Annotated in this window: 28 protein-coding genes and 1 tRNA gene; 15 read left to right on the top strand and 14 right to left on the bottom strand. The window is 69.2% G+C overall.

All coding sequences use genetic code 11. From position 1 onward, the window contains the following. Positions 1–74: 74 nt before the first annotated feature. Complete coding sequence (locus ACZ7MG_RS17370) at positions 75–488, top strand: globin (RefSeq protein ID WP_471379834.1); 414 nt, start codon at positions 75–77, stop codon at positions 486–488. Between the two features lie 53 nt (positions 489–541). Here ACZ7MG_RS17370 and ACZ7MG_RS17375 read toward each other — a convergent pair whose 3' ends face one another. The 7 genes from ACZ7MG_RS17375 to ACZ7MG_RS17405 form a co-directional block, all read right to left on the bottom strand. Further along, positions 542–1,234 (bottom strand): DUF8010 domain-containing protein, encoded by a 693-nt coding sequence (locus ACZ7MG_RS17375; RefSeq protein ID WP_471379833.1) that lies wholly within the window; start codon positions 1,232–1,234, stop codon positions 542–544. Continuing rightward, positions 1,231–1,641, bottom strand: coding sequence for an acyl-CoA thioesterase (locus ACZ7MG_RS17380; protein WP_471379832.1), 411 nt, complete (start codon positions 1,639–1,641; stop codon positions 1,231–1,233). The genes ACZ7MG_RS17375 and ACZ7MG_RS17380 overlap by 4 nt, the downstream gene beginning before the upstream one ends. A 6-nt stretch (positions 1,642–1,647) precedes the next feature. Further along, the gene (ettA, locus tag ACZ7MG_RS17385) at positions 1,648–3,312 is read right to left on the bottom strand and encodes an energy-dependent translational throttle protein EttA (protein WP_471379830.1); all 1,665 of its coding nucleotides are present in this window, start codon (positions 3,310–3,312) and stop codon (positions 1,648–1,650) included. 254 nt (positions 3,313–3,566) lie between these two features. Next, entirely contained in the window at positions 3,567–5,000 is a 1,434-nt protein-coding gene (locus ACZ7MG_RS17390) for a Cys-Gln thioester bond-forming surface protein (RefSeq protein WP_471379829.1), read from the bottom strand. Positions 5,001–5,262: 262 nt separating this feature from the next. Next, the gene (locus ACZ7MG_RS17395) at positions 5,263–5,754 is read right to left on the bottom strand and encodes a single-stranded DNA-binding protein (protein ID WP_471379828.1); all 492 of its coding nucleotides are present in this window, start codon (positions 5,752–5,754) and stop codon (positions 5,263–5,265) included. Between the two features lie 308 nt (positions 5,755–6,062). Then, a complete protein-coding gene (locus tag ACZ7MG_RS17400) occupies positions 6,063–8,147 on the bottom strand; it encodes a GTPase (RefSeq protein ID WP_471379827.1) in 2,085 nt (694 codons plus the stop codon). Continuing rightward, on the bottom strand, positions 8,144–9,814 hold the full coding sequence (locus tag ACZ7MG_RS17405) for a dynamin family protein (RefSeq protein WP_471379825.1): 1,671 nt from the start codon (positions 9,812–9,814) through the stop codon (positions 8,144–8,146). Before ACZ7MG_RS17405 ends, ACZ7MG_RS17400 begins: the two co-directional genes overlap by 4 nt. A 272-nt stretch (positions 9,815–10,086) precedes the next feature. Here ACZ7MG_RS17405 and ACZ7MG_RS17410 point away from each other — a divergent pair. From ACZ7MG_RS17410 to ACZ7MG_RS17475, 14 genes are all read left to right on the top strand, one after another. Further along, positions 10,087–10,159, top strand: a tRNA-Arg gene (locus tag ACZ7MG_RS17410). Between the two features lie 762 nt (positions 10,160–10,921). Continuing rightward, on the top strand, positions 10,922–11,458 hold the full coding sequence (locus ACZ7MG_RS17415; RefSeq protein ID WP_471379823.1) for a hypothetical protein: 537 nt from the start codon (positions 10,922–10,924) through the stop codon (positions 11,456–11,458). Then, positions 11,455–12,141, top strand: coding sequence for a hypothetical protein (locus ACZ7MG_RS17420; protein ID WP_471379822.1), 687 nt, complete (start codon positions 11,455–11,457; stop codon positions 12,139–12,141). The genes ACZ7MG_RS17415 and ACZ7MG_RS17420 overlap by 4 nt, the downstream gene beginning before the upstream one ends. Positions 12,142–12,165: 24 nt before the next feature. Further along, entirely contained in the window at positions 12,166–13,335 is a 1,170-nt protein-coding gene (locus tag ACZ7MG_RS17425) for a Fic family protein (protein ID WP_471379821.1), read from the top strand. 137 nt (positions 13,336–13,472) lie between these two features. Further along, positions 13,473–14,945: a DUF3375 domain-containing protein gene (locus ACZ7MG_RS17430; RefSeq protein ID WP_471379819.1), complete on the top strand. Its 1,473-nt coding sequence runs from the start codon at positions 13,473–13,475 to the stop codon at positions 14,943–14,945. After that, positions 14,942–15,232, top strand: coding sequence for a DUF4194 domain-containing protein (locus tag ACZ7MG_RS17435; RefSeq protein ID WP_471380535.1), 291 nt, complete (start codon positions 14,942–14,944; stop codon positions 15,230–15,232). Before ACZ7MG_RS17430 ends, ACZ7MG_RS17435 begins: the two co-directional genes overlap by 4 nt. After that, a complete protein-coding gene (locus ACZ7MG_RS17440) occupies positions 15,145–15,564 on the top strand; it encodes a DUF4194 domain-containing protein (protein ID WP_471380533.1) in 420 nt (139 codons plus the stop codon). The genes ACZ7MG_RS17435 and ACZ7MG_RS17440 overlap by 88 nt, the downstream gene beginning before the upstream one ends. Further along, positions 15,561–15,926, top strand: coding sequence for an ATP-binding protein (locus ACZ7MG_RS17445; protein ID WP_471379818.1), 366 nt, complete (start codon positions 15,561–15,563; stop codon positions 15,924–15,926). The genes ACZ7MG_RS17440 and ACZ7MG_RS17445 overlap by 4 nt, the downstream gene beginning before the upstream one ends. A 12-nt stretch (positions 15,927–15,938) precedes the next feature. Further along, positions 15,939–16,724: a hypothetical protein gene (locus tag ACZ7MG_RS17450; protein WP_471379817.1), complete on the top strand. Its 786-nt coding sequence runs from the start codon at positions 15,939–15,941 to the stop codon at positions 16,722–16,724. A 150-nt stretch (positions 16,725–16,874) separates the two neighbouring features. After that, positions 16,875–17,435, top strand: coding sequence for a hypothetical protein (locus tag ACZ7MG_RS17455; RefSeq protein ID WP_471379816.1), 561 nt, complete (start codon positions 16,875–16,877; stop codon positions 17,433–17,435). 101 nt (positions 17,436–17,536) lie between these two features. Next, a complete protein-coding gene (locus tag ACZ7MG_RS17460; RefSeq protein WP_471379815.1) occupies positions 17,537–18,613 on the top strand; it encodes a hypothetical protein in 1,077 nt (358 codons plus the stop codon). Positions 18,614–19,607: 994 nt separating this feature from the next. Then, the gene (locus tag ACZ7MG_RS17465) at positions 19,608–20,072 is read left to right on the top strand and encodes a hypothetical protein (protein ID WP_471379814.1); all 465 of its coding nucleotides are present in this window, start codon (positions 19,608–19,610) and stop codon (positions 20,070–20,072) included. Between the two features lie 7 nt (positions 20,073–20,079). After that, positions 20,080–20,325, top strand: coding sequence for a hypothetical protein (locus ACZ7MG_RS17470; RefSeq protein ID WP_471379813.1), 246 nt, complete (start codon positions 20,080–20,082; stop codon positions 20,323–20,325). A 151-nt stretch (positions 20,326–20,476) separates the two neighbouring features. Then, a complete protein-coding gene (locus tag ACZ7MG_RS17475) occupies positions 20,477–20,764 on the top strand; it encodes a chaplin (protein WP_471379811.1) in 288 nt (95 codons plus the stop codon). Between the two features lie 114 nt (positions 20,765–20,878). Here the strand turns inward: ACZ7MG_RS17475 and ACZ7MG_RS17480 are convergent, their stop codons facing one another. The 7 genes from ACZ7MG_RS17480 to ACZ7MG_RS17510 all read right to left on the bottom strand — a co-directional run bounded on the left by ACZ7MG_RS17480 (position 20,879) and on the right by ACZ7MG_RS17510 (position 25,640). Further along, positions 20,879–21,745: a tyrosinase family protein gene (locus ACZ7MG_RS17480; RefSeq protein ID WP_471379810.1), complete on the bottom strand. Its 867-nt coding sequence runs from the start codon at positions 21,743–21,745 to the stop codon at positions 20,879–20,881. Beyond that, on the bottom strand, positions 21,729–22,187 hold the full coding sequence (locus ACZ7MG_RS17485) for a tyrosinase family oxidase copper chaperone (protein WP_471379809.1): 459 nt from the start codon (positions 22,185–22,187) through the stop codon (positions 21,729–21,731). The genes ACZ7MG_RS17480 and ACZ7MG_RS17485 overlap by 17 nt, the downstream gene beginning before the upstream one ends. Positions 22,188–22,278: 91 nt before the next feature. Continuing rightward, positions 22,279–22,785, bottom strand: coding sequence for a hypothetical protein (locus ACZ7MG_RS17490; protein ID WP_471379808.1), 507 nt, complete (start codon positions 22,783–22,785; stop codon positions 22,279–22,281). 148 nt (positions 22,786–22,933) lie between these two features. Further along, positions 22,934–23,536, bottom strand: coding sequence for a vitamin K epoxide reductase family protein (locus ACZ7MG_RS17495; protein ID WP_471379807.1), 603 nt, complete (start codon positions 23,534–23,536; stop codon positions 22,934–22,936). A 62-nt stretch (positions 23,537–23,598) separates the two neighbouring features. Further along, positions 23,599–24,096 carry a DUF5949 family protein gene (locus ACZ7MG_RS17500; RefSeq protein ID WP_471379806.1) on the bottom strand — a complete coding sequence of 166 codons (498 nt, stop codon included), beginning with the start codon at positions 24,094–24,096 and terminating at the stop codon, positions 23,599–23,601. Between the two features lie 176 nt (positions 24,097–24,272). Next, positions 24,273–24,563, bottom strand: coding sequence for a hypothetical protein (locus ACZ7MG_RS17505; RefSeq protein WP_471379805.1), 291 nt, complete (start codon positions 24,561–24,563; stop codon positions 24,273–24,275). A gap of 171 nt (positions 24,564–24,734) precedes the next feature. Next, a complete protein-coding gene (locus ACZ7MG_RS17510; RefSeq protein ID WP_471379803.1) occupies positions 24,735–25,640 on the bottom strand; it encodes a hypothetical protein in 906 nt (301 codons plus the stop codon). Positions 25,641–25,716 lie beyond the last annotated feature (76 nt).

Genomic DNA, 25,716 nt, shown 5'->3' on the forward strand with positions numbered 1-25,716 from the left:
ACCCGTCCCCACCGAGCCGGAATCCACCGGTCCTGGTCCTAGGCCTCAAGTCCTCCGTCGCCGCGTCTGAGACCATGGGGAACGTGAATGAGATTCGGCGCGGCACGCTTCAGGAGCAGACCTTCTACGAGCAGGTCGGCGGCGAGGAGACCTTCCGACGCCTCGTGCGCCGTTTCTACGAGGGTGTCGCCGAGGATCCGATCCTGCGGCCCATGTACCCCGAGGAGGACCTGGGCCCGGCCGAGGACCGTTTCGCGCTGTTCCTGATGCAGTACTGGGGCGGCCCCACCACCTACAGCGAGAACCGCGGCCACCCCCGGCTCCGGATGCGCCACGCCCCCTTCGCCGTGGACCGCGCCGCCCACGACGCCTGGCTGAAGCACATGCGCGACGCCGTCGACGAACTGGGCCTCTCCGAGGAACACGAGCACACCCTCTGGAACTACCTCACCTACGCGGCGGCCTCGATGGTGAACACCGCGGGCTGAGGGGCTGAGCGGCCCACGGCTTCGCGGAACCCCCGCCGAGGGCCCGGGAGGACTCAGCGGACGCTGACGCCCAGGGTCCCGAGTCCCGCCCTGCGCACCGCGATCGACCCGTACGGCGTGCGCAGCCGGAGCCACGCGCCCGACGAGAAGAGTCCCGGTGACGATGCCGCCGACGGTCCGGCCGTCCGGGCGGTGCGGAGGAAGCCGAGCGACTGGGCCGCGTGCACGGCCCGCACCGGCAGCGGTGTGTCCCCGACCGTCCGGGACCAGATCTCCCGTCCGATCCGGTCGAGTTCGGCCCGCGTACGCCGCTCGGGCGCCAACTCCTCCGTACGGGACCGGAATTCACGTACCGCCGCCGAGACCATCGCCCGCAGCGCGTCCGGCGCGGGCAGCCCCGCCTCGGGCCGCCATCCGCCGCGCGGGGGCAGCACCCCGGCCCACGGGGGCCCGGTCACCGCCTCCGGCACCAGCGCCGTCCCCGCCGACTCGTCGACGGACTCCAGGAGTTCGCCCGCCGACACGGTCACGTCGAGCGTGACGTCGAGGCCGTTCTCGTACGGCTTCGCCAGGCGCACGGCCCGGATCGCCAGGACCTCGAAGGACGGTGGCCGGCCGAAGACGGCCAGGGCGGTACCGGCCGCCTGGAGGCGCACCGCGGCTCCACGGTCGTAGTGGAGCAGCCGGGAGAGGAAGGCCGCGAGATCCGCCGCCTCCCCCTCGTCGGCGAGGTGGAGCACCGTCATGCGGCGACGGCCTCCGCCTTGTCGTCCCGGTACTCCTCCAGGAACTCCCGCTCGTCGGCGGTGATCCGGCGGGGCCGCTGCGTCGCGAAGTCGAACGGCACTATCACCGTCGAGGCCCGGACGTAGACCTGCTCGGGGTCCTTGACCTCGTAGGTGATCGTGAAGGAGGCCGCTCTTATCTCCGTGACCCACAGTTCGATGTCCACCGGCGTGTGCCGGTGCACCAGCTGCCGCTTGTAGTCGATCTCATGGCGCGCCACCACGGACCCCTGCTGGAAGTCCTTCTCCGGGCGGAACAGGAAGTCGATACGGGCTTCCTCCAGGTAGCGGAGGAAGACCACGTTGTTGACGTGGCCGTACGCGTCCATGTCCGCCCAGCGCAGTGGGCAGCGGTAGATGTGCCGCAAGATCGATCAGCCCCGGGTCAGCTTCTTGTAGGTGGCGCGGTGCGGACGGGTCGCGTCGGCGCCGAGTCGCTCGATCTTGTTCTTCTCGTACGACTCGAAGTTGCCCTCGAACCAGAACCACTTGGACTCGCCCTCGTAGGCGAGGATGTGCGTCGCCACCCGGTCCAGGAACCAGCGGTCGTGGGAGACGACCACGGCGCAGCCGGGGAACTCCAGGAGCGCGTTCTCCAGCGACGACAGGGTCTCGACGTCGAGGTCGTTGGTCGGCTCGTCGAGGAGCAGCAGGTTGCCGCCGAGCTTGAGGGTGAGCGCCAGGTTGAGGCGGTTGCGCTCACCGCCGGAGAGCACGCCGGCCGGCTTCTGCTGGTCCGGGCCCTTGAAGCCGAACGCGGAGACATAGGCGCGGGAGGGCATCTCGACCTGGCCGACGTTGATGTAGTCCAGTTCGTCGGAGACGACGGCCCACAGCGTCTTCTTGGGGTCGATGTTCTCGCGGCTCTGGTCGACGTAGGAGATCTTGACGGTGTCGCCGACCTTGATCGAACCGGCGTCGGGCTCCTCCAGACCCTGGATCATCTTGAAGAGGGTGGTCTTGCCGGCGCCGTTCGGGCCGATGATGCCCACGATGCCGTTGCGCGGGAGCGTGAAGGAGAGGTCGTCGATCAGGACCTTCTCGCCGAAGGCCTTGCTGAGGTTGTTGACCTCGACGACCACGCTGCCCAGACGGGGGCCCGGCGGGATCTGGATCTCCTCGAAGTCCAGCTTCCGCATCTTGTCGGCCTCGGCCGCCATCTCCTCGTAACGGGCCAGTCGCGCCTTGGACTTGGCCTGCCGGCCCTTGGCGTTGGAGCGGACCCACTCCAGCTCTTCCTTGAGCCGCTTGGCGCGCTTGGCGTCCTTCTGGCCCTCGACCTTGAGACGGGTCTGCTTGGTCTCCAGGTACGTGGAGTAGTTGCCCTCGTAGCCGATGGCGCGGCCGCGGTCGAGCTCCAGGATCCAGCCCGCGACGTTGTCGAGGAAGTACCGGTCGTGGGTGACGGCGACGACGGTGCCCGGATACTTCGCGAGGTGCTGCTCCAGCCACTGCACGGACTCGGCGTCCAGGTGGTTGGTGGGCTCGTCGAGGAGCAGCAGGTCGGGGGCCTCGAGCAGCAGCTTGCAGAGCGCGACGCGGCGGCGCTCACCACCGGAGAGGTTGGTGACGGGCCAGTCGCCGGGCGGGCAGCCCAGGGCGTCCATGGCCTGCTCCAGCTGGGTGTCCAGGTCCCACGCGTTGGCGTGGTCCAGGTCTTCCTGGAGCTTGCCCATCTCGTCCATGAGGGCGTCCGAGTAGTCGGTCGCCATCAGCTCCGCGACCTCGTTGAAGCGGTGGAGCTTGCCCATGATCTCGGCGGCGCCGTCCTGCACGTTCTGCAGGACCGTCTTCGACTCGTCCAGCGGCGGCTCCTGGAGGAGCATGCCGACGGTGTAGCCGGGCGACAGGAACGCGTCACCGTTGGAGGGCTGCTCAAGGCCCGCCATGATCTTCAGAACGGTGGACTTACCGGCACCGTTCGGACCGACCACACCGATCTTCGCGCCGGGAAGGAAGCTCAGCGTGACGTCGTCAAGGATGACCTTGTCGCCGTGCGCCTTGCGTGTCTTGCGCATCGTGTAGATGTACTCAGCCAAGAGAAACCGTCCGGCAACTTGAAATCTGGCAGTGGGCAGTACCACCCATCTTGCCGCACGGCCAGCCCTGGACGGAAACCGGATGGTGAAGCCCCTGCCGGAACGACACGACCCCGGCGCCTTGCGGGCGCACCGGGGCCGCGTCGCACGCGTGTGTCACTGCACGGTCACTCACTGTTGAGTTGCCAAGGAGCGCTCCCGCTCGGGGATCACGGGCTCAGCTCGGGGTCACGGCTTCCGCTCGCGGAGAAGGATCACGGGTTCCGCTTGCGGAGGAGGATCATCACCGCGCCGCCGATCACGACCAGCCCGATGGCGACGCCCCCGATCAACGGGGTGGCGCCGGAGCTGCCGGTCTCGGCGAGGTCGGTGTCGGAGGCGGTGGCCGCGTTGCCGCCGACCGTCGCCGGGCTGGGCTCGCTCAGCGTCTGGACGGAGTCCCCGCCCGCACCGGCCGCGGTCTCCGTCCGGCAGTCGAGCACGCCCCGGAACCGCTTCGCGTAGCCGTTCGGCCCCTCGATGGTGAAGTCGTACGCCTGGTCCTCCTGAAGGGGGATCGTCACCGTGCGGGTCTCGCCGGTGTCGATGGTGTAGGTGATCCCCATCAGATCGAAGGTGAAGGGCTCGTCGCCCTGGTTGGCGGCGGTGATGTCCAGGCCGCCCTCGGCGCAGTTCTTCTCGGCGGACAGTGCGGGTATCGCCCCCTTACCGGCCCAGTGCGCGGTCGCCGTCGCGGAGACCGTGGACTCGCTGGAGCCGGCGAGGATCTGGGTCTGGCTGCGGGTCTCGGAGGCGAAGGCACGGCCGACCGGCACGGTCGTGGAGGCCTGCACGGTCAGTTCGGCCGTACCGTCCGCCGCGTCCTCGGGCACCTCGAAGTACAGCTCGCCGCCGTCGACGGCCGAGGTCACGGCCTCGCCGTCCGCGTCGACGACCTTCACGCCGTCCGCCGTCCCGTCCGAGGGCGGGGTCACGGTCACGCCGTCCGCGTTGGTGTGCACCGTGACCGGGCCGAGCCGCTCACCCGGCCGGCCGGAGACCGCGGCCGGGTCGAGGGTCAGGGAGGCGGCCGGCTCCGCCAGGTTCCGCGCGCTCTTCTGCAGGTAGTCCGCGAGCTTCTCCGCCTCCGGGTCCAGGGCCGTCACATCGGCCCCGTCCGAGTACCGCCAGATCGCCACCTGGGTCCCGGTCGCCGCCTCCTGCTCGGTGAGGCCCTTGGTCCCGGCCTTGCCGGCGAGAGCCGCGAGGTCGTTCACCTGCGGGTAGGAGTTCCGCAGGATCCAGCGGATCTTCCCGGCGTCCTTGTTGGCGCCCAGCGAGGTGCCGCTCCAGGGGGTCTCCTGGTACTTGGCGTCCTTCTGCGTCGGGTTCTGGACGTCCACGCAGTAGGTCTGCAGGGTGCCGCCGCCGTCGACGAACATCTCGAACAGCCCTGCGGGAAGCTGCTGTTCCTGCCCGTCGTCGGTCCGGAGCACGGCCGTCCCGTAGGTCTTGAGGCCGCCTATGGTCGCGGTCGCCCCACCGGAGTTCTGCGGCGTCCCGTCGGCGGCGGCCGGGCCCGCGGTGACGATCGCACCCGCGACGGCGAGTCCGGACACGAGTGACACGGCGGCGAGGCGGGCCGCGCCTCGCCTGCGCGCGGCCCACCCGGACCACCCGGAGAACGACGCCGAGAACGAAGAAACCACAGAATTTCCCTTCGAGCAGGACCCGTTGACGTGGGGGGTGTGGTCCCACCAGCAGAATCAGAAGCCCCGTGAGCTATGCCCGGCATCCTAGGGATGCGGCGCACCGCTCTTCCCGGTCGTATCGTCGGACAACCGATCCGAATCGGAATCGTTATCGCTTGCACAGCTCGCGAACAGCCCTTGTCGACAAGTCGATCGAGAGCGCACACGGACTCTTCACGACGCGTCCGCCGACGGAACACGACCCGGTGGCGACCTGAGGTCACGTCACCCCGGCCGGTTCCGGCCGGAGTTCATCAGCCACGACCAGTCCGTTCCCCGGTGGTGGCGCCTCCCAGTTCGGCTCCGGCGGAGACGGGTGCGGGGAGTTGGCCTGAGACTGCGCCGGCACCTCTCCCCTGGACGTCCGCCGGAACGCCGACGTGCCCCGCGACAGATCGTGGCCGATGGCGACCGCGTCGACGTCCGCCGAGACCCGGCTCTGTCCGTCCCGCTGCTCGGAGCGCACCTTCAACCGCCCCTGCACCACCACCGGATCGCCCAGCGCCACGGACGACGCCACGTTCGCGGCGAGGGTGCGCCGCGCCCACACCGTGAAGAAGTTGGTGTGGCCGTCGGTCCACTCGTTCTTCTCCCGGTCCCAGTACCGCGAGGTCACCGCCAGCCGGAACCGGGCCGACGACCCCGTCGACGACTCCCGGCAGACCGGCTGGGTCGCCACGTTCCCCACCACGCACACCATCGTCTCGTTCATCTCGCGAACCCCTCCTTGCGCCCCGGCGCCGACGCCGGCACCGGCCGGACACGCGTACGGGCCCGTCCCGTACGGCTGTCGCGTCCGTCGTGCGGCGGTGCTGTGATCGCCGCGTGTCCAGACTGCCGCCGTCGGGCCGAGCCCGCTGAGCCCTGTGCACTACCCGCCAGTTGTGGAAAACTCCGTCACCCGACGGGGTGAACCACCCGTCCGGAAGCCGCCGATCACCCCATCTCCGCGGCCCCCTGCCCCCTCCCCACGGCCCACTCCCCACGGCCCCCTCGCCACGGCCCCCTCGCCACGGCCCCTCACCCCACCGGCGCCGCCCCCAGCACCCGCCCGTACTGCTCCCGCACCTCCCGGTACCGCAGCAACTCGGCGGCCACCGGGTCCAGCACCCGCGCCCGCCCACACCCGGCCGCCGCCTCCCGCAGCCGCCGTTCCGCCTCGTGGCCGTACCGCCGTGCCGGACCGCGTGCCGCCAGCCGGCACCCCCACTCGACGGCCGGACCGCCGACGATGCCGATCACCATCAACAGCACCGGAACCCCGAGATTCGGCGCCATGAAACCGATGATCTGCCCCAACAGCCACAGCCCGCCGATGACTTGGAGGAGCGTCATGGAGGCCTGCGCGAGAACCGCCCCGGGCCACCAGCCCGGCCGCGGCGGCCGTCCCGTCGGCGTCCCGACCCGCATCGCCAGCTCGTCCAGCGCCTCCGGCAGTCCCTGCGCCCCGCGGACGGCCGCCTCACGCACCGCCTGCGCCCAGGGCGTGGGCAGCCCCGCAGCGGCACGCTCCGACAGCGTCCGTACGGCCTGTTCGACGCGCTGCCGGGCGGTCGCCTCCTCGTCCACGGGCGCCGCCAGGGCGAGCCGCCCGGTCGGGGGTTCGCTCCGGTCCTGGTACCACCGCCACAGCTGCAGCCAGGGCGTCCCGCACGCGCGGCCCGCGTTGCGCAGCCAGGCGCGCTCGGCGGCCTCGCCCGCCGCGGTGGCGCCGACGGCGTCCGCGAGCCGCGCGGCGAACTCGTCCCGGGCCCGCTCGCTCAACCCCGCGCGCCGCTGGTTCGCGTACACCGGCCACAGCCGCGCCGCCGCCGCGTCCAGGTCGGCGCGGACCCGGCGGGCGGGCGCGCCGCGCTCGGCCACGAACTGCTCCAGCGCGTCGCGCAGTTCCCCCACCCCGTCCCCGGTGAGCGCGGACAGCGCGAGCACGGTGGCACCCGGTTCGCCGTGCTCCCCGAGCGCGATCCCGTCCTCGTCGAGCAGCCGCCGCAGATCGTCGAGTACCTGGTGGGCGGCCTCGCCGGGCAGCCGGTCCACCTGGTTGAGGACGACGAACATCACCTCGGCGTGACCGGCGAGGGGCCGCAGATAGCGTTCGTGGAGCATGGCATCGGCGTACTTCTCCGGGTCGACGACCCAGATGACCGCGTCCACCAGCGCCAGGATCCGGTCGACCTGCTCCCGGTGCTGGACCGCCGCCGAGTCGTGGTCAGGCAGATCCACCAGCACGAAGCCGCGCAACTGCGCCTCCGCCTCAGGACTCTGCAACGGCCGCCGCCGCAGCCGCCCCGGAATGCCCAGCCGGTCGATGAGACTCGCCGCGCCGTCGCTCCAACTGCACGCGATGGGCGCGGCCGTGGTGGGCCGGCGTACGCCCGTCTCCGAGATCGCCACCCCCGCGAGCGCGTTGAACAGCGTCGACTTGCCGCTGCCGGTGGCGCCCGCGACGGCGACGACGGTGTGCTGCCCCGAGAGCCTGCGCCGCGCCGCCGCCTCGTCCAGCACCCGCCCGGCCTCCGCCAGCGTCGTGCTGTCCAGCCGCGTACGGGACAGTCCCACCAGCTCCCGCAGCGCGTCCAGCCGCGACCTCAGACGCCCGTCGTACGCGAGCGGCGTGACCGGCTGCGCCGCCGAAGCCCTGGCCTCCCCGGCCGAAACCCGCTCACCGGCTCCCGACTCGCTGACCCGCCGAGCGATGAGCCCGTCGTCCCAGGGATCACCGGCCTCCGTACGAACGGACGCGCCGCCGGACGCACCACCAGACTCAAAACTGTCGTTTCCGTTTCCGCTTCCGCTTCCGCTTCCGCTTCCGCTTCCGGGACGGTCGGGCACGCGCGCGTGGCCGCCGTTCTCGCCCCTCGGGCGCGGCTCGTGGCCGGCACGCTCCGACGCCGTACCGTCACCCCTCTTGTCGACCGCCCTCTCGCCCACCCTGTCGGCCTTCTTCTCACTCTTCTCGTCGTCGATCTGCCTGTCGTCGATCTTGCTGTCGCCGATCTTGCTGTCGTGGTTCTTCTTGTCGTCGCTTTTCCTCTGGTCGCCCATGTGGGGGAAGTCGTCTCCGGTCTGATCCGTGTGGTCAGTGACGGCGGTCACGGCGGTCACCTCTCCTTCTGCAGTACGGACAGGGCGGCGATGAGTTCGGCCTGTGGTTCGGGGTGGACGTCGAGTGCGTCGAGGGGGGCGAGACGGCGGTCCCGCTCGGTGTCGAGGGCCCGGTCGAGGTACTCGGTGAGCAGCCGTCCGCCCCGGTCGCGCAGCCGCAGCGCACCGTGCGCCCCGATCCGCTCGGCGAGGCCCTCCCCCGCGGACCGGGCCCGGCGGCCGCCCAGCAGGGCCGTGGCGCCCAGGGCGGCCACCACCTCCGCGTCCGGCGCGAAGCTCCGGTCGAGGTCGCGCACCTCTTCCTCGGCGTACTCCTCCAGAACGCGCCGCCAGCGCCGTACGGTCATCCCGATCCGGTGTTCGACGCTCTCGCGCGTGGCGTCACGTTCCGTCAGGCCGGCGGCCACGGCGGCCGGTTCGCGACTCCATGCCTCACCGATCCGCTCGTCGGCGGCGGTGACGGCGCACAGCACCACCGCGCCGAGGCTTTCCACTAGGGCGTCGAGCAGTTCACCCGCGGTGCAGTCGAGCGGATAGCTGCGCCACCGCTTGAGGGCGTCGCCCGCGAGCACGGCCCCCGCCTGCAGACGCCCCTTCACGCGCGCGTGCTCGCTGTCGTACGCCGTTTCGACGGCGGCGGTGAGCCGGAGGGCGGTGGAGTACTGCTGGGCCGCGGCGCTCGCCAGTTCGGGCATCCGTGACCGCAGCGAGTCGAGCACCCCGTGCGCGGTACGGGCGACGGCCTCGTGCCGGGCCCCCGGGTCGGTCGCCTGCTGGACGAGCCAGGTCCGCAGCGGTGCGACGGCCGTGCCCGGCAGCAGCCCGCCGCCCCAGGCGGACTCGGGCAGTTCGGGCACGGTGAACCGGGGTACGTCGCCGAGCCCGGCCTTGGTCAGCAGTGCGCCGTACTGCCGGGAGACCTCGGACACCACCTGGTGGGGCACCCGGTCGAGGACAGTCACCAGGGTCGCCCGGTGTTCCTTCGCGGACCGCAGCAGATGCCACGGCACGGCGTCGGCGTAGCGGGAGGCCGTGGTGACCATCACCCAGATGTCGGCGGCACAGATGAGTTCGGCGGCGAGTACGCGGTTGTCGGCGTCCAGGGAGTCGATGTCGGGTGCGTCGAGGAGGGCGAGACCGGGCGGAAGGCTGTCCGCGGTCTCGATGCGCAGGACGCGCTCGCCGCCCTTGCCGCCGTCACCCTCCGGCGGGAACGAATCGTCGCCCGCGTCCCGGCCGGGCTCCCGCTGGGGCGTCCACGCGCGCGTGAGGTTGGGCAGTACGCGCATGCCGCTGAACCAGTGATGGTCCTCGGGATGGCAGATCAGTACGGGCGTACGGGTCGTCGGCCGAAGTACGCCGGCCTCGCTGACCTTCTGCCCCACCAGGGAGTTGACGAGGGTGGACTTGCCGGCTCCGGTCGACCCCCCGACAACGGCCAGCAACGGCGCTTCGGGTTGTCGCAGCCGGGGCACCAAGTAGTCGTCTAGTTGTGCGAGCAGTTCGTCGCGGTTGGCACGCGCGCGGGGGGCCCCTGCCAGGGGCAGCGGGAAGCGCGCGGCGGCGACACGGTCGCGCAGGGCGGAGAGCGCGTCGAGCAGCTGAGGCCGTACGTCCAAGGTCACCACATGCGAAGAATGCCCAATTTTGTGGACATTCTGAAGCATATAAGTTACGTCTGCGCGCCGACAGCACACTCGGGACAGAGGGGGCGAGAGGGGCGCAGGCATAACGAGTGCACAACACCCGAGGCCCGAGGCGCCAAAAGAGGTGCACGATTCGTACCTGCCTGCGATTATCAGGACCGCTTCACCGAACCTCCACATTGAGCCACGGAGGCGAAGCAACAGGGACAAGGACTCGGGAGCCCTATCCTTGTCCCCGGCAACGTCACGGATCAGCCCACACCCGGGCACCACGACAGAGGCCACCACACCCGGCCCCCGTAGCTCAGTGGATAGAGCAGGCGCCTTCTAAGCGCTTGGCCGCAGGTTCGAGTCCTGCCGGGGGCGCACGTTTACGCAGGTCAAAAGCGGTTTTAGCTCTTCGCAAGATCACTCGCGGAGGGCTTTTTCATTGCCCGAGAGGGGAATTTGCCCCGTTTTGCACTCCGCTAGGGACTCGCCGTCCCACATGCGTCCCCCAGTCGGGGCATCAAACCCACGATCAACCGCCACTAGCGAGAGAGTATTCGCTGGTCAGGACTGTACTGATGGGCCATCAGGCTAAAACAGGGCAGGCGCCAAAGCGGCGCCTGCCCTGTTTCTCACTCCTGACTCGAACTGCCCCACGCCAGTCCGCGCACCACCACACGCAAGTACATTCAGGCCCCAAGGTGAGCCGCCCGATGCGGATGCGCCCGTTGGGCTACGTGAGGGGTGGAGAGCCGTGGTCAGAGCTTGAACGGTCCGTGGGGGCCAGTTCGGGAAGCGCGAAGAACAGGCGCTTGACGGGGGGTGGTGATCGCCGGATGGAAGGCCGGTGCGCTTCGAGCGTGAGGCGCGCCACCGGGACGGGGCCGCCGCCAGCGCCAAGCGCGCCGGTGGCCGGCCGCTGGCCGGAGACGTCCGTCACCCTCAACTTCGGCGACGGCGCCAACGACTCCGGCGGCCGGGGCGATCCTCGCCCTGGACATGGACCACGGCCGCCGGATCCGCGGCTGGTGACAGAGGGGCACATGCACGAGACCCGGCAGGGCGCCGGGCCCCTGCCTGACACCCAGCACGGCGAAGCGGCTTCGCCGACGCACGACCGCCCCCGCCACGCCCACTCACATGAGACCGGAGGTCAGAGTGAACGCAATCGAAATGCGCGAAATGGAAGACCTGATCAGGAACCTCATCAGGTCCGCCGGGCTCGACTGGCTGCTCGACGAGCTGGACGCGGCCATCGCTACGGGCGTTGCGGAGGAGAAGCTCCTTCAGCGTCGCCGCGGCACGTCCACCGAGGAATACGAAGCGCTCGCTGTCGCGGAGGTGGGCACGGACACCTTCCACAGGTCCCTCAAGCGCGGGGCGTCCGTGGTGGTCACCACCCGCCCCATGAGCGCCCAGGAGCGTACGGAGCTGCACCTCGACGCACTGCGCCGGCTGATCCTGGAGCTGCCTGAGATCGAGGTGGAAACCCTCAAGATCATGAACGCCGCGAGTGATCAGCACCGCACACCCGTGCGCAGCGTGCGGTTCGTTCCCGACGAGGAGCTCACCGGGCGCCGGGACCAGACCCATGAAATCGCCGCCCGCCTGCCCGAAGACACCCGAGCTCACCTGCAGAGCCTCTTCAACGAGGCGCGCGAGGAGATCAGCCGATGAGCGCCGTCAACAGATTGCTCCAGGAGATACAAAACCTGCTCGCTGGCCCCGGGATCTCCTACACTTCCGCGTCCCAGCCCTGGGACGTCTACGAGGGGTACCTCTTCTCTCTCGCATCCTCCACCGCAAGCAGCCTGGGAGCTTCCGTCCGCTACAGGGACGTCCACGGCAACGTCGTCAGCAGTCTGGTGTTCCGCACCAGCCCCGGCCAGCTCTACAGCACCACGCACCCGTACACCCACGCCGTGGTGGAGTTCGATCGCGCTCCGGCCCTGGAGGTGCACCTCGGCGTTCAGGTCCAAGGGAATTCCGGCGTGCTGCACGAGTGCGACGTCCTGATCCTGCCCGCCGACGAGGCAGCGCTCTCGCGGCAGATCCGCATGGCTCCGCGGGGCAACAAGTGCCTCCTGGCCATCGAATGCAAGCACTACACCGCCAGCCAGGTCGGCATCGGCCACGCCCGCAACTTCGAGGGACTGCACAGCGACCTGAGGACAGCCCGGAACCTGTTCGTCTCCAACACGGGAGCGCCGAGCGTGGTCAAGTACCTTTCCGCCCGCAAGCGCGGCTACGAGAGGGAGGTCGTGCCGGCCAACGTCAACACCGTCGGCTATACGCGCGGCCAGATCCGCGAAGCGTTCAAGATCTTCCTCAGCAAGAACGCTCCGTCCACGGTGATCTGATCGGCACCGCTCATACTTGACTCCATGACACAATTATCATGTCATGGGGACATGCTGTACGCGACCCCTTCCCTGGACGCCGATGACCGGCGGGCCCTCGACGAGATCGAGAGTATGCGCCGCGCCCTGCGCCACATGCTCCGGGCCACCCCTCGCTGGACACGCCAGCTACGCCGCAACCTCACCGCCCGTGCGATTGCCGGGTCGAACACCATCGAGGGCTACGCCGCGACGGTCGACGACGTGGAAGCCCTCATGTCCGGCGAGGAGCCCCTGGAGACCGGAGAAAGGACGCGTGCCGAGCTGGAGGGCTACCAGCGCGGCATGACCTACATCCAGGCCCTCGCCGACGCCGGTGACGATTTCCGGTACGACACCGGCCTGCTCAACGGCCTCCACTTCATGCTGCAGGGCCACCACCTCGACAAGCGCCCCGGTCGCTGGCGCGACGGCCATGTCTACGTCACCAGTCCCGACGACCCTCTGGTCCCGGCCTACACCGCACCGGACCAGGCGGACGTTCCCGCTCTGATGTCGGAGTTCATCGACTGGCTCAACGAGGGAGACCTCGACGCCCCCGTCCATGTCCGCGCTTCCATGGCCCACCTCAACCTCGTCAAGATCCACCCGTGGAAGGACGGAAACGGGCGCATGTCGCGAGCCCTGTCCACTCTGGTGTTCTCCCGCGAGGCACTTATGCCACCCGAGTTCTCCTCCATCGAAGAGTGGCTCGGCCGGGGACAGAACACGTATGCCTATTACCAGGTCCTGGAGGATGTGGGCGGCCCGCATTGGAGTCCGGAGCGGGACACTCGCCCCTGGATCCGTTTCTGCCTGACCGCCCACCACCGCCAGGCTCAGCAGGCTCAGCGGCGCTTCGATGTGATGTCCCGCGCCTGGACCCGCCTGGTCGAAGGTGTCGAAGCGGTCGGCTTGGACGAGCGGGTCGTCTATGCCCTGCTGCCCGCGTTCTCGGACGCGAAGGTCCGCCGCACCGTCTACCAGCAGGACGCCGACCTCAGCGACCAACAAGCCATCCGCGACATCCGGGAACTCGTCGCCCGCGGCTGGCTCGTCCCGCACGGCAAGGCCCGCGCCCGCTACTACGCCCCAGGCCCCCTGATGGACCCGGTCCGGGAAGAGATCCGCCAGTCCATGGAGCCATACGCAGATCCCTACCGTCGCCAGCACTGAACTGACCCACTCCCCCTCCCCATCGGTGAACCCGCTGGTCAGCGACGTTTGCAGCTGCATTGTCAGTGGGGCCTTCTACTGTGCATTCGTGGGTATTGGACGCCCCGGGCACACCATGGGCATCTGAGGGTGGGGACATGGAGCACGACGATGTAGTGCGGCTGCGCAAGCACCACCCAGCATGGCGGCTGCTGCGGGCGGAAAACGCGGCGCTCATCCTGAGCTTCCTCGACAGGGTCTTCGTCGAGCAGGGAATCCGTTCGATCTCCGGTGTGGAGTTGGCCGACCGGCTGGATGATGAGCTGTACGCGCTGAACGAACGGCTAGGGGAGCAGACCTTCCCCAAGTCCGCGAAGGCGTACCTGGACGACTGGTCGGCCACGCAGGCGGGCTGGCTGCGCAAGTACTATCCGCCGGATTCGGACGAGCCGCACTACGACGCGACGCCTGCCGTGGAGAAGGCCGTCGCCTGGGTCCGCTCGCTGGAGGCCCGTTCCTTCATCGGCACGGCGTCGCGGCTCAACACCGTGTTCGAGCTCCTGCGGCAGATGAAGTTCGGGTCCGAGAGTGATCCGGAAGCACGGCTCGAGGAGCTGAAACGGCAGCGCCTGGAGCTCGACGAGGAGATCGCTCGTGTCGAGCACGGCGAGGTGTCGGTACTCAACCGAGCAGGGCTGAGGGACCGGTACCAACAGGTGACAGCGACCGCTCACGAGCTGCTGGCCGACTTCCGTGAGGTCGAGGCGAACTTCCGGGACCTGGACCGGGATCTGCGCCAGCGCATCGCTGTGTGGGACGGGGCCAAAGGTGAACTGCTCGACGATGTCCTGGGCAGCCGGGAGAGCATCGCGGAGTCGGATCAGGGCCGCAGCTTCCAGGCGTTCTACGACTTCCTGCTCTCCTACCGACGGCAGGAAGAACTGAAGCAGTTGCTGGCCGAGGTCGAGGCCATGGACGCGATCGGTGAACCCGATCCACGGATGCGGCGCATGCCCCATGCCTGGCTGGATGCCGCCGAACGCACACAGGCGACGGTGCGGCAGCTGTCCGAGCAGCTGCGCCGGTTCCTGGACGACCGCGTCTGGTCAGAGGACCGCCGCGTCATGGAGTTGATGAGCGGCATCGAGGCGCGCGCTGCCACCCTGCGGGACATGCCCGTGGACCTGGTCACGGAGATCGACGCCATGGCACCGACGTTCACGCTGCCGATGGAACGCCCGCTCTACACGCCGGTTGCCCGGACCCCGATCGACAGCTCCGACATCCAGGCAGGTGACGAGGAGTTCGCCGCCTCCGCCCTTTACGAGGCCGTCTACGTAGACCCTGCCCGACTGGCTGCCACCGTGGAACGGTCCCTGGAAGATCAGGATCAGGTCTCGCTGTCGGAGCTTGTGCGCGCGGCCCCGCTGGAGCAGGGGCTCGCCGAACTCGTCGCCTATCTCGCGCTGTCCAGCGATGCCTTCGCCGTCGTTTTCGACGACGTCCGCACCGAGAACATCACGTGGACCGACCCGGACGGGATCGAACACACCGCCCACGCTCCGGTGACCACATTCGTCCGGACATCGGGCAGCGTCACCCTGGCACATGCAGGATCGGAGGAACCGTGACCACCCCACCCGCCCCGAAATCCGGGCAGACCCACAATCTGTCGCTGCCGGTGAACCAGCTGCTCAAGGGGCCGGTCTTCCGCGACCAGCACGAGCGTGCCTGGGAAGCGCTCCTGCATCTGCGTGCCCGCGTGCAGGACCACGTCGACGTCATGGGTCTGAGCGTTGTGGTCGACGAGACCGAGGGGGGTACGCGTTCCTGCGGTCGAAGCCCGACGACGAGCATGACGACCCCCGTTCGGCTCCCCCACGCCTCATGCACCGTCGCTCCCTCTCCTACCCTGTGAGTCTCCTGATCGTGTTGTTGCGCAAACGGCTCGCGGAGTTCGACGCGGGATCCGGCGACACACGTCTGATGATCACCTGGGACGAGATCGTCGAGATGATTCGCATGTTCCTGCCCGCCGGCAGCAACGAGGCACGGCTGGTGGATCAGATCGACACTCACATCAGCAAGGTCGTCGAGCTGCAGTTCCTGCGCCGGTCCAAACAGCAGGAGCAGCTGTACGAGGTGCAACGCATCATCAAGGCGTACGTCGACGGGCAATGGCTCGCCGACTTCGAACAGAACCTGGCCCGATACACAGCCGCCCTGACCTCCACGGAGCCCACGCAGTGATCCCCACGCAAACCGACCCCCTCGGCAGCACCAGCTCCCCGGTGCCCCACCTTCCCGGGTTCCGGCTCGACCGCCTGGAGGTCTACAACTGGGGCACGTTCAACCGTCGGGTGTGGACCTTCACGGTCGGCGGTGCCAACGCCCTGCTGACAGGTGACATCGGCTCCGGCAAATCGACGCTCGTCGACGCCATCACTACCCTGTTCATGCCGGCCAACCGCATCGCCTACAACCGGGCCGCCGGCGCCGAGACCCGCGAGCGGAACCTGCGCTCCTACGTACTCGGACACTACAAATCCGAACGCAACGAGACCACGGGCTCGACCCGCTCCGTGGCCCTGCGCAAGCCCGGCAACTACTAGGTGATCCTTGCGGTGTTCACCAACCCCGGATACGACGCGACGGTCCCCCTGGCCCAGGTCTTCTGGATGGCCGATGCCAACGCCACCCAGCCCGAGCGCCTGTTCCTCACCACAGACCGCGCCCTCTCCGTCACCGAGGACTTCGCCGACTTCGGCACCGACGTACGCGCGCTGAAGAAGCGACTGACCGCCAGCGGCGTGAGGGTGCACCCGTCCTTCCCCGCCTACAGCAAAGACTTCCGCCGCCGGATGGGCATCGAATCCGAGCAGGCCCTGGATCTCTTCCACCAGACCGTGTCCATGAAGTCGGTGGGCAGCCTGGACGAGTTCGTCCGCACCCACATGCTCGAACCGTTCGACGCCGCCGCACTCACCGACACCATCGTGTCCCACTTCGACGCGCTGACCAGCACCTACGACGCTGTCCAGCGAGCCCGCGCGCAGATCGAAGCCCTCACGCCACTACTCGCCGACTGCGACCAGCACGACGAACTCGGGCGGCGTATCGACGAGGCCGCCGCCCAGCAGTCGGCCTTGCCGTACTTCTTCGCCCACCGCACCTCCGCCCTTCTGGAGCGGAACGTGCAACGCTCGAAAAGTCCCTGCTGGACAAGCGACGTGAGGAACGCGAGGCCAAGGAGCGCACAACCGACCTCCGGGAGCAACAGAAATCCCTGGAGCTGCGGCGAGCGGGGCTCGGCGGCGAGCGGCTGGGCGAACTCGAACGGCAGATCGTGGAAGGAGCCCGGCTGCGCGACGCCCGTCGTGGCAGAGCCGACGAGTACGCGCAGCTTCTAGGACAGGCCGGCCTCGACCCCGTGTACAGCGCCGAACTCTTCAGCGTGCGGCTTGCCGAGATCGCGTCCGCCAAAAACGCCACTCATACCGCACAGCAGCAGAGCCAGGACGAACTCGCCGACATCGCGGTGGAGTCGGACCGTCTACGACGTGAGGCGGACGAGCTCAACTCCGAGCTGGTCAGTCTCTTCCCGCCGGGGCAACATCCCCAGGAAACAGCTCGATCTGCGGTCCCGCCTGTGCCAGGAGCTCAGGATCGACGAGGCCAAACTGCCGTTCGCCGGCGAACTGATCCAGGTACGCGAGGACGAGCAGGAATGGGCCGGTGCCGCCGAGCGGCTGTTGCACGGCTTCGCCCTGTCCATGCTCGTTCCCGTCAACCGGTACTCCGCCGTGTCCGACTGGATCAACGACCACCACCTCCGCGCCCGCCTGGTGTACTTCCGTGTCCCCGACTCCTCGCCGGCCAGGCGCCCCGCGCACACCACAGCGCCCCTGCTGTCAGCCAAGCTCGAGGTCAAGTCCGACTCCCCGTTCGCTCACTGGCTTCTTCGCGAGTTGGACGGCCGGGCCGGATATGAGTGCGCCGAAACCATGGCGGACTTCAAGCGCGCTGATCTGGCCATCACCCGGCAGGGGTTGATAAAAAGGGCACGGGGCCGTCACGAAAAGAACGACCAACAGCAGGTAGCCGGTACCAAGAAGACCTGACGGCCACCCAGGCCAAGCAGATCACCCGAGGTGGCACGCTGGCGCAGCTCCAGCAGACCACGGACTACGCCGACATCGACTGGCAGGGTGCCGTCAACCGGTTGGGTCAGCTGGAGGTGGAGAAGCGACTCCTTGAGAAGACTTCAGCGGAGCTGGAGGATCTCTCCCAACGCATCGACACCTGTGCCAAAGAGATCGAGGAGGCAGAAAAGGCACGGGACGCCGCGGTCAGTTCTATCGGCCGTCTGGACAGGGATGTGGAGGACACCACTCGCCGACTGAGCATCGCACGCAGCCTGCTGGACTCGCCCGCGTCCAGCACAGCCGTTGCGTATTTCCCCTCGCTGGAAGAGCGTCTCGCGCAAGGCCGTCTGTCCTACGCCACCGTGGACGCATGCGTCACCGCCGAGAAGCGCCTGGGGGACGACCTCAGTGCGGCGAAGGAGCGCTGGGCACAGCGGCAGAACCGTCTCGGCCAGTCCATCGCGTCCCGCATGGGCGCCTTCCGCCGCGATCACCAGATCGAGACCAACGAACTGGACGACTCGGTCGCCTCTGCGCGCGGATATCGAGCACTCCACCAGCGCCTCGTCGCCGACGACTTGCCCCGCTTCCAGAAGCAGTTCAAGACCTACCTGGAAACCAACGTCATCCGTGACATCGCCGGCTTTCACGCGCAGTTGGCCGGACAAGCCGAGCAGATCCACGACCGAGTGACCGTGATCAACAACTCGCTGGCCGACATCGACTACAACCCCGGCCGCTACATCACGCTCAAGACGGATCGGACACCCAACATCGAGGTCCGTGGCTTCATCACGGAACTACGCGCCTGCACCGACGGCGTCGTGTCAGAGGACCACTCTGACATCTACACGGAAGAGAAATTCCACCAAGTACGGCGCCTGATCGAACGCTTCAAAGGGCGCGAAGGACACACAGACGCCGACCGGACTTGGACCAAGCGCGTGACCGACGTCCGTAACTGGTTCGTCTTCAGCGCCAGTGAACGGCGCCGCGAGGACGATGTCGACCGTCAGGCAACGTACCCAGCACCAGCAGCACGTTCTACACCACGAGCGGATCGGTCCAAGCGTCCATGGCCGGTGTGTGCCGTCGCACCCAACCGAGTACCGCGACGTTGTCCTCCGGCGCCCCTCCACGGCGGTTGGTGTTGAAAGCACAATCGCTCAGCGCCGTACGGACGCGGCGAGCGGGGACACCGGGCGGATCCCGGTCCATCAACGCGGTGGTGACGCCATCAATGTGCGCGCAGTGCTCCTCCGGTGATTCGCCGAAACTCGCGGCCACTGAGCGTCCGCAAACTGCACAGCGAAGTCAAACCACCCAACCGAAGAAGCTCTCGGCTCGTGCAGCTCCGGCAAGCCAGTCGAAACGTTGAACGGCTCGCCAGCGTGCGTCGCGGTCACCAGCTCCGCTCGGAAACCGTCGGCCAGCGCGAACGTCTGAAACGACTTGCGATGCCGTTTCCCGGCGACGGACCAGCGCACCCCATAGGACTCGCGAAGCCGCCCGGACCCTCTCTCGATCTGCCAGACCCTGACGTCGAAGGTGGTGTCCATCGTCCGCACCTCGATCCGGCCCTGCCTACGGTGCCCGCCTCACGAGGGCCGACGCTTCCGGGCTACTACGAGCTCTATCTCCATGATCCCACCAGCAGCGGGCGTCACTGGAGTCCCACTCGCCGACGCCTCACCCCGGCCCCGATCAGTCAGCGTGACCGAGCAAGATCGTCCCACATACGCCCCCCAAACAGCTGACGATGCGTCACCACACCACAAAAGCGCAGGTCAGATGTATGGAGGCGCAGTTAGACTGAGTGCCTTAAAGCGCTTGGCCGCAGGTTCGAGTCCTGCCGGGGGCGCCCACTCCCCACCCTCCCTCGGGAGGGCTTTTTTCTGTCCCGCCGACACCGCGCCCCCGTCGCCCCGCTCCCACGAAGGAGCAGAAGTCACCTACGGCAACCGCCAGACGCGGAGCGCGACCACCTCGGGTGCCGATCCGACACCGTCGACTCGCGATCATTTCGCCGGTCATCGCATGAGTGTCACGATCACACTTGACAGTGAACCTATCAAAATCCAGCAACCGGCAGCAGGAAAGCCGAGTTGTCCCCGGTGTTCATCAGGAGATCACCAAAAGGGGACCATCTTGGCCTCGCACTACTTCGCGCGCCTCGTCACTGCCCTGGCCACCGCTGGTGCACTCGTTCTCATCACTCCGACCGGGGCGCACGCCACCGCGATCGGCTCAACTCCCGTGCGCACTTTCGAATACAGCATGGGAGGCGTGACCATGAAGGTTCCGACGGGGTGCATGTTCACGCACATCATCCGAGGCGGTGGAAGGAAGATCACCTACCAGAACGCGGGCGTGGATTGCGCCTTCGTGGCCGCGCTGAGCAGCGGGTTCTGCAACTGGCGCATCGACTTCACCTACGCCGACGTCAACAATCGCACCTATCGCGCCTCGCGCGGCAGGACACACAGAGAATGCAAGATCGACCCGATGAGGAACAACTCTCCCCAGACCCTGCCTCGTTATGGGAAGGCGTGTGCCCACCTCCACGTCAACGGAGTCCGGCGCGTGAGTCAGTGCCACCACATCACGAAGTGAGTCACCCATGGTCGAGCAGCAAAACGGGGGGAACTCCGAGCGGTTTCCAGAGGCCCGGCGCCGTCAGATCGAGATCGCCTCTTTCCTTGCGGGAGTGATCGTCACACTCGCCTTCTTCGCTTTCTTTCCGGGGCTGCCTCATGTCATCGACTGGGGAGCCATCCTCCTGTCCCTGCTCATGGGCGGGCTGGCCCAGTGGGGATGCCGGACCTGGCTGACCAGGGCAGGCAGGAAGCAGGCCGGGAGCAGGTGATCGTGAAGCGGGGCGCGGCTGACGCCTTCACAAGAGTGTTCGGAAAGGGTGATCCCCCGATGAACGCCGTGACCCCCGGTGCGCGGGCGCGTTGAAGGGGCGTGCGGCCTTGAAGAGGGGGTCGTGCTCACCGATCAAGAAGGAGAACGTGATGTCTCGCATCGCGAAGGCAGCCGTCGTCACGCTCGGCACGTCCGCTGTCGTGCTCGGCGGCGCCGGCCTGGCCTCGGCGGACGCGGGCGCCGAGGGCAAGGCCGTCGGCTCCCCGGGTGTCCTGTCGGGCAACGTCGTCCAGGTGCCCGTCAACATCCCGGTCAACGTGTGCGGGAACACGATCAACGTTGTCGGCCTGCTCAACCCGGCCTTCGGCAACGTCTGTGTCAACAAGAGCGACGACAGCCACAAGGGCAACCCCGGCCCGTCCGGCTACGGCCACTGACGGGGCCGACACCCCGAGCGACACGGCACGACGAGAAGCCCCCGACGGTCCGCCGTCGGGGGCTTCTCGTCGCCCGGCCCGGGAGTCACCGGGCTCCACAAGCACCGCCGCCGCTCACGCGTACCGGTACACGCTCCCGATCTCCTCCAGCGCCCCCGGAGTCACGTTCCAGGGCGGCATCCGCTCGTCGCGCGCGACGACCCGCCCGCGCTGCGCGTCGCCCCGCCCCGGCGGCTTGGCCGGCAGATAGCGCGCGCCCCGGTGACGCCGCTGCCACAGCGTCCACTGAAGGTCGATGAAGGCGTGGTGCAGCCAGAAGACGGGGTCGTTGACGGACGCGCCGCCGACCATGTGCCCGCCGACCCACCGGTGGACACGGTTGTGGTTGAGCCACGAGCCGTTGCCGGTCCCCTGCCCCCACCCTTCGAGCCGGTTGCGGAAGCCCCCGCGTGTGACCGAGTTCCAGGGGGCCTTGTCGTAGACCGGCTCGGCGAGCGCCGCGTCCAGGTCGCGGGCGGTGGGCAGGTCTACGGGGTTGCGGGGGTAACCGAAGTCCCGGGTGAGGTACTCGGTGTCCGTGATTCCCTCCGTGATCGTCCACCGGCCGGTCCCGTACGCGAAGGGGCCGGTCATCACCCGGTGGTCGGAGCGCCGCCCGTTGCCGCCGAGCAGGTCCACCGTCCAGGGCGCCGACGTCGTCGTACGGTCCCGCGTCCAGTCCCAGTACGGGACGGTCACCGAGTCGTCGAGCCGGCGCAGCGCCTTCTCCAGCTCCAGCACGAACCGGCGGTGCCAGGGCAGGAAGGAGGGCGCCATGTGGGCCGTACGCAGGCCGCCGTCGCCGTCGGAGACGTAGTGGTCGATGTGCATGCGCACGAACTCGTCGTACTCGCCGCGCTGTTTGAGCCCCAGCAGCGCGGCGACGAAGCGCTTGCGCTCCGCGCGCGTGAGCGTGCTGACGTCCTTACGGATGTAGGCCATGGCCGAGCACCCCCTCCGCCATGTCCAGTACACGCAGGCGCTGGGTGGTGCCCAGCTCGTCGACGGCGGCGCGGGTCGCCTCCAGGGCCGTCGGGTACGAGCGGTAGTGGTCGATCATGCTCAGATACGTGCCGTCCGCGCGGCGCATGAGATGCAGCGGGCGCCCGTCGACGGTGACGTCCCACTCCCCCGGGCCGGGCGTCCGGGCGCCCAGATAGGCCGCCTGGCCCGCGTCGGCCTTGGCGCCCCGGATACGGCGGCCCCGGTACGTCTCGTCGAAGTCGCTCTCCTCGGACCGCGCCGACCGGCGGGGCCACGCGGCGGCGACGACCGGGGCCACGGCCAGGGCGACGGCCGACACGCCCAGGGCGCGCAGCACGCCCCGGCGTGTTCTGCTCCGGCCGGGGTCGGGGTCCACCGTCACTCTGCTGACGAACAACACTCTCTCCTCGTCGTGTTCAGTAGCGGTGACCCCCCGACGGCCGGACCCGGGCGCGCACGGCTCCGGGCCTCGCCTTCGTGTCGCCGCGGGCTCAGACGAGCCCGAGGTTCGCGGTCGGCGCCGTCCGCAGCAGCGGGGTGAGGACGGCCGCCTGGGGGTCCTGGATGCTGGGCAGGCCCAGCGCGTCGGGGTTGGGCGCGGTGAGCGGGGTCTCCACGTGCAGCCCGGGGGTCAGGGTGCGCAGGTCGGCGGCGGGGGCGTCGACGCCGAGCCGCTCGAAGCCCTCCCCGACGACCCGGGGCAGCGGGGTCTCGGCCTGCAGCCCCGGCAGCGCGGCGCCGAGCGGCACCTGCGGCAGGGTGCTCGCGGGCAGCAGCCGTCCCTCGGCGTACGTCGGTCCCTGGGGGGCGCCCGGCATGAGCAGCGGCAACTCCCCCGCCAGCCTGGGCGCCTTCACGTTCAGGGAGTGCTCCACCCCTTCGAGCGGCAGGGGGACGGGGACCGTCTCGGCCGCGGCAGCGGGGGCGGCGGAGGCACCCACCGCGGCCACCACACCGGTGACGACGGCGGCAAGGGTTCCTCGTGTGGTCGGCTTCATCTCGGTACGGTCCCTTTCAGAAATGCGCGGGCAGGAATGAGCGGATCCGGGCTCGGCGTCCGTACCGGGTGAACGATCCGGGGATCTCCCCCAGCTCAAGATTCGCCCGACTGCCGCAATATTCCGAATAGTCCGAGAGACGTATTGGTCAGCTTGTCCAGAAGTCCCACCAGCGGGTCAGGATGAGCATGCCGATCACTCCCAGGTGCACCACCGGAAAGACCCAGGTGAATTCGGCGAGGAAGCTTCTCAGCCCGGCCGGCGCGGGCAGGAATGCGTGGCGGACGTTGAACGAGGTCAGGTACCAGAAGAGGACGATCGTGGCGATCCAGGCCAGACAGCACCACAGGCAGAGCGAGTTGATCCGGTAGAGCGACTCGAACTGCAGCCAGGTCACGAAGCCGACCCCGAAGAGTGCGCCCGCCTCGAAGGTGAGCCAGTACCAGCGCGGGAAGGCCGCCCCGGCCAGCAGGCTCGCGCCGACGCAGATGACGATGCCGTAGGCCACCAGACCGAGCATGGGGTTGGGGAACCCGAAGGCGGAGGCCTGGTCGCTCTTCATGATGTTGCCGCAGGAGACGACCGGGTTGAGGCTGCACCCCGGGGTGAAGTTCGGGTCCTCCAGCAGCTTGAACTTGTCGAGCGTGATGACCCAGGAGGCGAGCAGCCCGGCCGCGCCGCTGATCAGCAGCAGCACCGCGAAGGCACGACCACCGCCGACCGCGCCCACCGACCGCCCCGCGGAACCCATTCCGCCCACCGACCGCCCCGCGGAACCCGCTCCGCCCACCGACCGCCCTGCCGGGGCGGCCATCAGCCGCGCAGGCTGCGGGCCGGCAGGAGGACGTGCGCCGCGCTGGTCAGCGTCTCGGTGTCGCCCGCGAACGCGGCGAGCGCCTCGGGCTCGACCGGCATCCCGGGGCGGGCCTCGGGCCAGGGGCGGGTCGCGAAGAGCAGGTAGGCGAAGCCGCGTGCGCCGACGGCGGTGAGCCACTCCGGCGGAGCCGGGCACTGGGCGTTGAGCTGCGGCATCGTGACGACGGCCTGGCCGGCCTCGACGAGGAGGGTGACCGGCAGGCTGGGATGGGCGGCGCCGTCCACGACCTTCTCGCCGATGGACAGGCCGAGGCTCGTCAGCAGATCCGTCACGGCGGCCGTGGAGCCCTCCGGGCCGCTCCGACCGTCGCCCAGGGTGTAGGCGAGCAGATAGGGCATGTCCCCGTCGGGGGCCTCGCCGCTCCACGCCATGACGACGAGCGTGCCGAGATCGGCGGGGCGGAAAGGGCGGGTTTCAGCGGAAGTTGAGGTCACCGCGGAACCCTATCCACGCCCGCCAAACGACCCGGCCGCCTTTTCACTCGACCGGGCGACACACGACGACCGACCACACGAACGAGGGACACGCCTCGAACAACGGGGTGTTCACGCCCACGGGGCCGGTTCCGCGCCTTCGCGGAACCGGCCCCGTGGGACGGGGAAAGGGATCGTCAGCCCTGGAGGGGCAGACCGCCGAGAAGCCGGCTGGCGCCGCCCGGGGAGTTGAGGGCCTTGGTCGCGCCGCTCACCGTGTGGAGCACGGAGTCCTTGTTCTCCGTGTCGAGCGCGTTCGACTGCTGCTGCAGCGGCGCGGGCGCGATGGGCCCCTTGAAGAGCGTGTTCACCGCGCCGTTGAGGCTGGTGGGCGTGACGTCCGACGCGTCGTAGGCAAAAGCCGGCGCGGCGGCACCGACGACGGCCATGGACCCTGCGACGACAGCGGCGGCCTTCAGCGACTTCATCGTGTTCCTCTCCTCGGATACTGGAAGCACTGCGCCGTGTCCAACGAGCCCTCGCGCCGACGGAAACCCCGTACCGGACATGTCATATCTGACGCCGAACGACAGGTCATACGAACGAACAGCCGCCTGACCGGCCCCGGCGACGGCCGGCCCGACGGCTCTCCTCGGTTCCTACCGCACGGGCGGCACGGCCTGCGGCTGGACGGGCAGCTCGGCCGTGGGCGGCGTCACGGGCAGGCCCGACGGCGACTGCACGGCCGGCAGGTCGGCCGGGACGGGCAGGCCGCTGCCCAGGAGGATGGCCGCGACAAGCTTGACCAGGCTGTTCACCACACCGGTGACGGCGGGCAGCACCTGGGCGGGGTCACCGGAGGTCACCGCCTTGAGCAGGGCGTCGACCGCGGCCAGCAGCGCGGTCAGCGCGTCGGACACGAGGTCCGCCGGGACTCTGCCGACCAGGGCCACCGGACCGCGGTCGTACGCCGGCAGCGTGACGGCCGTCTGCGCGTCGGCCGGGGCGGACGGAGCGGACGGGGCGGACGGCGCAGACGGGGCGGACGGGGCGGACGGGACCGAAGGAGCCACCGGGACCGAGGGGGCCGCCGGGAGCATCGGCGTGGTCGCGGCGGGCGGAGCGCTGGGCACGGCGGGCGCGGCAGGCACGGCGGGTACCGCGGGCACGGCCGGCGCCGCCGGATCCACCGGCAGGGCGACCACCGGCGGAACCACGGGCGCGGCAGGAGCCTCCGGCGCGGCCGGCGCCGCCGCCTTCGCCTCGGCGATGGCGGCGCGCACTGCGTCGCCGAGTTCCGCGGCCTTCTCGGCGGAGAGCTGGCCGTTGTCCGCCTTGAGCACGGCGTCGAGCAGATCGGTCACCGGCGTCAGTACGCCACCGAGGTCACCGAGGCCCTTGAGCTGGGTCACGAGCGCGTCCGCGCCGGGGACGGGCGCCGCCGACCGGGCGCGCTCACGCCCCGTCTCGACGTCGGCGGCCAGGGCGGCCGGGGCGGTGACGCCGAGCAGGAGCGTGGCGCAGAGAGCGGGGATCGCGAGACGCCGTGCGGGCAGAGCACGCATGGGTGTTCCTTCCATCGGTTCGAGGGATCGTTCCTTCACCGTGAAATCGGTGATCGCCGCCTGCAACCGAGGGACC

It is taken from the genome of Streptomyces sp. NPDC107538 (assembly GCF_055657445.1).